This is a genomic window from Mycolicibacterium arseniciresistens (assembly GCF_030519285.1).
Lineage (GTDB): Bacteria > Actinomycetota > Actinomycetes > Mycobacteriales > Mycobacteriaceae > Mycobacterium > Mycobacterium arseniciresistens.
The window spans coordinates 1-5,203 of record NZ_JAUMSQ010000417.1 but is presented as its reverse complement, the minus strand read 5'-3'; the positions used below and the strand labels follow the sequence as shown (position 1 = coordinate 5,203).

Annotated in this window: 5 protein-coding genes; 2 read left to right on the top strand and 3 right to left on the bottom strand. The window is 71.2% G+C overall.

Going from position 1 to position 5,203, the window contains the following annotated elements:
• Positions 1–152 precede the first annotated feature (152 nt).
• Positions 153–623, top strand: a complete 471-nt coding sequence (locus tag Q2100_RS29615; RefSeq protein WP_302916892.1) for a ferritin-like domain-containing protein — start codon at positions 153–155, stop codon at positions 621–623.
• 6 nt (positions 624–629) lie between these two features.
• On the opposite strand, the gene Q2100_RS29610 is transcribed toward Q2100_RS29615, so the two are convergent.
• The 3 genes from Q2100_RS29610 to Q2100_RS29600 all read right to left on the bottom strand — a co-directional run bounded on the left by Q2100_RS29610 (position 630) and on the right by Q2100_RS29600 (position 4,785).
• Positions 630–2,387 (bottom strand): proline--tRNA ligase, encoded by a 1,758-nt coding sequence (locus Q2100_RS29610; RefSeq protein ID WP_302916891.1) that lies wholly within the window; start codon positions 2,385–2,387, stop codon positions 630–632.
• A 24-nt stretch (positions 2,388–2,411) separates the two neighbouring features.
• On the bottom strand, positions 2,412–3,899 hold the full coding sequence (locus tag Q2100_RS29605; protein WP_302916890.1) for an MFS transporter: 1,488 nt from the start codon (positions 3,897–3,899) through the stop codon (positions 2,412–2,414).
• A 73-nt stretch (positions 3,900–3,972) separates the two neighbouring features.
• Positions 3,973–4,785: an SDR family oxidoreductase gene (locus tag Q2100_RS29600; RefSeq protein WP_302916889.1), complete on the bottom strand. Its 813-nt coding sequence runs from the start codon at positions 4,783–4,785 to the stop codon at positions 3,973–3,975.
• Positions 4,786–4,918: 133 nt separating this feature from the next.
• On the opposite strand from Q2100_RS29600, the gene Q2100_RS29595 reads away from it, so the two are divergent.
• The coding region (locus tag Q2100_RS29595; protein ID WP_302916893.1) for a LysR family transcriptional regulator at positions 4,919–5,203 on the top strand (285 nt) is incomplete at its 3' end.

The following is a 5,203-nucleotide window of genomic DNA, read 5'->3' as shown; positions in this document are numbered from 1 at the left end:
GCCGCCGAGGTGGCCGGTGCGCTGCGGCAGTCCGCCGAGAGCGCCGCGGGCCTGGCGGCCCAGCTGTCCGGCTACCGCGCCGGCCTGCTCGGTTCGATCGCCGCGGCCTGCACGGCCGCCTACCTGGTGGCACTCGCGCCGGAGGAGTCGTCGTGACCTCACCCGAACCGGCCATGCCGACACGGCCGTCCGGCCCCGACACCGGCGCCCTCTACGACGCCGTCGCCACCGAGCACGCCGTCATCTACGGCTACGGCCTGGTGTCCGCGCACTCGACGCCGGAGCTCAACTCGCTGGTGTCCGCGTCGATGGCCGAACACCGCGGACGCCGCGAAGCCGCGATCGCGATGCTCGACGGCAGGTCGGCGGAGGCACCGCTGCCCGAGCCCGGCTACCGGCTGCCGTCGCCGGTCAACAGCCCGACCGACGCCGCCGAGCTGGCCGCGCAGATGGAGCGCGACTCCGCGACGGCGTGGCGGGCGGTGCTCGAGCAGGCCACCACCGCCGAGGACCGGACGTTCGCGGTGACGGCGTTGACGCAGTGTGCGGTCAGGATCGCCCGCTGGAACCGGGTGCTCGACGTCTCACCGGTGACCGTCGCGTTCCCCGGCGGCAACGAGTAGTAGGCGTCAGCCGGCGATCGCCCCTGATATCTCGGTGGCCGCCGCGTCGACGGCGATCTCGCGCGTCTCACCGGTGAACCGGTTGCGCAGCTCGACGGTGCCGTCTGCCCAGCCGCGGCCCACCACCACGATCCACGGCACACCGAGCAGCTCGGCGTCCTTGAACTTCACCCCGGGCGAGGCCTTGCGGTCGTCGAGCAGCAGGTCGACGCCCAGCCGGTCGAGGTCGGCGGCCAGCTCCATCGCGCCTGCGCGGGCGGCCTCGTCCTTGTTCGCGATCACCAGGTGGGCGTCGAACGGCGACACCGACGACGGCCAGCGCAGACCGATCTCGTCGTGCTGCTGCTCGGCGATCACGGCGACCAGCCGGGACACGCCGATGCCGTAGGAGCCCATCGTCAGCCGCACCGGCTTGCCGTCCTCGCCGAGCACGTCGACGGTGAACGCCTCGGTGTACTTGCGGCCGAGCTGGAAGATGTGGCCGATCTCGATGCCGCGCGCGCTGACCAGCGGGCCCGCGCCGTCGGGCGACGGATCGCCGTCGCGGACGTCGGCGGCCTCGATGGTGCCGTCGGCGGTGAAGTCGCGTCCCGCCACCATGCCGACCACGTGCTTGTTCGGTGCGTCGGCGCCGGTGATCCAGGTCGTGCCGTCGACGATGCGCGGATCAACCAGGAATCGGACACCGTTGTCCGCCAGCGACTTCGGGCCGACGTAGCCCTTCACCAGGAACGGGTACCTGGCGAAGTCGGTGTCGTCGAGCAGCGCGTACTCGGCGGGTTCCAGCGCGGCGCCGAGGCGCTTCTCGTCGATGTCGCGGTCACCGGGCACGCCGACCGCGAGCAGTTCCCACTCCCCGCCGGGTTCGCGGACCTTGAGCAGCACGTTCTTCAGCGTGTCCGCGGCGGTGACGGTGCGGCCCGCGAAGCCGGGCAGGTCGGCGCTGTCGGCCCAGTCGACGAGCGTGGCGATGGTCGGGGCGTCGGGGGTGTCGTACACCGTCGCCTCGGGCAGTCCGTCGATCGGCAGCGATTCCGGCACCCGGGTGATCACCGCCTCCACATTGGCGGCGTATCCGGACTCCAGGCAGCGGACGAAGGTGTCCTCGCCGATCTCACTCTCGGCGAGGAACTCCTCGGAGGCGCTGCCGCCCATCGCACCCGAGACCGCCGACACGATGACGTACTCGACACCGAGTCGGGCGAAGATCCGCTGATAGGCCTCGCGGTGCGCGTGATACGCCTTCTTCAGGCCGTCGTCGTCGACGTCGAAGCTGTAGGAGTCCTTCATCACGAACTCGCGCCCGCGCAGGATGCCCGCCCGCGGCCTGGCCTCGTCGCGGTACTTGTTCTGGATCTGGTAGAGCCGCAGCGGGAAGTCCTTGTAGGAGCTGTACTCCCCCTTCACGGTCAGCGCGAAGAGCTCCTCGTGGGTGGGCCCGAGCATGTAGTCGTTGCGGCGGCGGTCCTTGAGCCGGAACACGCTGTCGCCGTACTCGGTCCACCGGTTCGTCGTCTCGTACGGTGCGCGGGGCACCAGCGCGGGGAGCAGGATCTCCTGCCCGCCGATGTGCGCCATCTCGTCGCGGATGATGCCCTCGATCTTGCGCAGCACCCGCAGGCCGAGCGGCAGCCAGCTGTACAGCCCGGGGCCCACCGGCCGGACGTAGCCGGCGCGGATGAGCAGCTTGTGGCTGGGCACCTCGGCGTCGGCCGGGTCGTCGCGGAGGGTGCGCAGGAACAGCTCGGACATACGGGTGATCACGAGCGCCCACCTTAGCTTGAGGTCTCAGAGCTCTCCGGCGTCGAACGCCTCCCGGGTGTGCTGGGCCACCGCGATCTGACGTGCCGTGAAACCGATGAACAGGGCAGCCGCCCCGACCAGGATCGCGATGGCCGCCACCCACAGCAGGGCATAGGTGTAGCCCTGTCCGAGCGCGTCGAGCTGCGCGTCGGTCATGTCCGTCACCGGGCCGGTGGTGCCGCCCAGGTAGAGCGTGCGTGAGGTCTGCACCGCCTGGATCGCCACCAGCATCAGCGGCCCGCCGAGGTTGAACACCATCAGCGTGATCGACGAGACCGGGCCGATCTCGCGCGGGCCCACCTCGGCGATGGCGCACAGCGGCAGCACCACCGAGATCACCCCGATGCCGAAGCCGGCGAACAGGATCGGCGCGAACAGGTCAGGGAAGTAGGCGACGGTGCGCGTCAGGGTGGAGCCGAACAGCATGGCGCCCAGCACGAAGACACCGGCGCCGATCACCACCCAGCGCGGCGCGATCCTCGGCGCCAGCCGGGTGGCGACCACGTTGCCGACGCCGAAGCCGACGGCGAAGGGCAGGAACCCGATGCCCGCCTGCAGCGCCGAGTAACCCATCACGTCCTGGATGTAGAGGCCCATCATCACCGAGATGGTCAGCATCACGCCGCCGGCGAGGAAGTACGCGGCGAGCGTCGCCACCCGGTTGCGGTCGTCGAACACCGAGAACGGGACGATCGGGTGCGCGGCCCGGCGCTCGACGAGCAGGAACGAGACGAAGAAGACGGCCGCGGCGGCGGCTGCGGTGAAGACGAACGGGTCGATCCAGCCGCGCGGCGGGCCCTGGGTGAAGACCAGCACCGCGGCCGTGCAGCCGAGCGTGGCCAGCAGCGCCCCCACCACGTCGAGCTTGAGCCGCTCGTGGTGGGTCTCGGTGATCCGGTAGACCGCGACCGCGATCACGGCGATGCCGATCGGCACGTTGATCAGGAACGCCAGCCGCCACGACACGACGGTGAAGGCGCCGCCCAGGATCAGGCCGAGCACCGATCCGGCGGCCTGCATCGCCGCCGAGACCGCCAGCGCCCGGTTGCGGGGAGCGCCGATCGCGTAGGTGGTCGCGATCAGCGCCAGCCCGGTCGGCGCCGCCACCGCCGCCCCGGTGCCCTGCACGGCGCGGGCAATCACCAGCGTGGTGCCGTCCGTGGCCAGGCCGCAGACCAGCGACGCAAGGGTGAACACGCCGACGCCGGACAGGAACGCCCGCTTGTGCCCGATCGCGTCGCCGATCCGGCCGCCGAGCAGCAGCAGCCCGCCGAAGGCGAGCACGTAGGCGGTGACGACCCAGCTCTTGGCGGCGTCGGACATGTCGAGGTCGGACTGGATGCGCGGCAGCGCGACGATCACGATCGTGCCGTCGAGCGTCGACATCAGCTGCATGCCGGTGATCGCGACGATCGCGACGCCGAGCACCGACGAGGTCAGCGGCTGCGACCCGGAGGACCCCTGCGCCGACATGGCTCACGACCCTACCGTGGTGATTTCGGCGCGCCTGCCGACGCGGTGCGGCGGTGACCGCGCCGAAAATCACTCAGTAATCGGCGGTGGCGGCGTTCTCGCGCTGAGCGGTGACGTCGTCCAGCCGGGCCCGCAACGCCCCGGTGATCAGCGTCCAGGCGTCGGAACCGAGCACCAGGCGGCGGGGCGGATCGCCGGAGTCGGCGGCGCGGATGATCGCCGCGACCGTGCGCTCGGGATCGTCGGTCATCTCCTCGACGGTGGTGGCAGGCGTGTCGGCGGGGCCGCCGCGGTAGGGCTCGCTGAGCGGAACACGCGCCGCCGCCTCGAAGAAGCCGGTGCGCACCACACCCGGTGCGATCAGCGTGGTGCGGATGCCGAAGGGCTCCACCTCGGCTGCGAGGGTGTCGAAGAAGCCCTCGATGCCCCACTTGGTGACGTGGTACAGCGAGAAGGCGGGGAACGTCATGTGCCCGCCCATGCTGGACATCTGCATCAGCAGGCCGCCGCCCTGGGCGCGCAGGTGCGGCAGCACCGCGCGGGCGAGCTGGATGGACGCGGTGAGGTTGGTGGCGATCATCTGGTCGATCTGCTCGTCGGTGAGGTCCTCCGCGACGCCGAACACCCCGTATCCCGCGTTGGACACGATGACGTCGATGCGGCCGTGTGCGGCGAACGCCTCGGCGACGACCGCGCGCACAGCGCCGGTGTCGGTGACGTCGAGCGCGCGCCGCCACAGCCGGTCACCGTGCTGGGCCGCCAGATCGTCGAGCTGTTCCGGTCGCCGCAGCGTCGCGGCGACGGTGTCACCGCGTTCGAGCAGCTGCTCGACGAGTTCGCGGCCCATGCCGCGGGACGCACCCGTGATGAACCAGGTCCTGGTCATGTCGAACTTCCCTTCTTTCGCGCTTCTGCCCGAGTCAACCGCCCCGAGCCGGCCGGTGCATCCATCCGGGAGATGAGCATTCCGAAGGCAACCCATACGTGATACGCATGCCTAGGGTGGGGTCGTGACCGAGATGACGCTCGAGGGGCTGCGGGTGTGCCGCGAGATCGCACTGCTGGGGTCCTTCACCGCCGCCGCCCGATCCCTGGGGTACTCGCAGCCCGCGGTCTCGCGGCAGGTCGCGGCGATGGAGGACGCCGCAGGCTACCGCCTGTTCGCCCGTGAGGTGCGCGGGGTGAGCCTCACCCCGGCAGGCGCGGTGGTGGTGGAGCACGCGGCCCGCGTCCTCGGCGCCACGGCGGCGCTCCGGCACGAATTGGAGGGCCTCGGCGACCGGCTCGCTGGACGGGTCGCCGTC